At 76.8% G+C, this 633-nt stretch carries 1 protein-coding gene; it reads left to right on the top strand.

What is annotated here, in order from left to right; all coding sequences use genetic code 11:
- Positions 1 to 16 precede the first annotated feature (16 nt).
- Positions 17 to 633: tRNA (adenosine(37)-N6)-threonylcarbamoyltransferase complex ATPase subunit type 1 TsaE (gene tsaE / locus AC2W7A_RS13180; protein WP_485991718.1), on the top strand; the 617-nt coding region annotated here is incomplete at its 3' end.

The following is a 633-nucleotide window of genomic DNA, read 5'->3' as shown; positions in this document are numbered from 1 at the left end:
GACGCTCCGGAGCCCCGTGCAGACGGTCGAGCTGCCGCTGCCCGGCGCCGACGCCGCCCGGGACGTCGCGGCCGTGCTCGCCGGACTGCTGCGTGCCGGGGACCTGCTGGTCCTCAGCGGGGACCTGGGCGCCGGGAAGACCACCTTCACCCAGGGGCTGGGCCGCGGCCTCGGGGTCCGTGAGGGGATCATCTCCCCGACCTTCGTGCTCGCCCGCATCCACCCCTCGGAGTGCGGCGGCCCGGACCTCGTCCACGTGGACGCCTACCGATTGGGCTCGGCCGCAGAGCTGACGGACCTGGACCTGGAGGAGTCCGTGCCGCGCTCGGTCACCGTGGTCGAGTGGGGCCGCGGCCTCGCCGAGTCCCTCGCCGGGTTCCCCGAGGACCCGGAGGCCTCCTGGCTGGACCTGCACCTCGTCCGCGCCACCGGAGCGGACACCGCCCACGACGACGGCCCCCTCGCCCCGGAGGGGATCGTCACCGACTTCTCGGACGAGGACGGCGACGGGGACGACGAGGAGCGCACCGTGGTGATCCGCGCCTACGGCCCGCGCTGGGGACGGAGCCCGACCCTCGCCGTGCTCGCCGGGCTGACCCGGGCCGGGAGGGCCCCGGGGGCCTGCGCGGGCCG

It is taken from the genome of Micrococcus sp. LASM2_SD2, assembly GCF_057364565.1.
The sequence above is the reverse complement of the archived record's forward strand: the minus strand, read 5'-3'. Positions and strand labels throughout refer to the sequence as shown.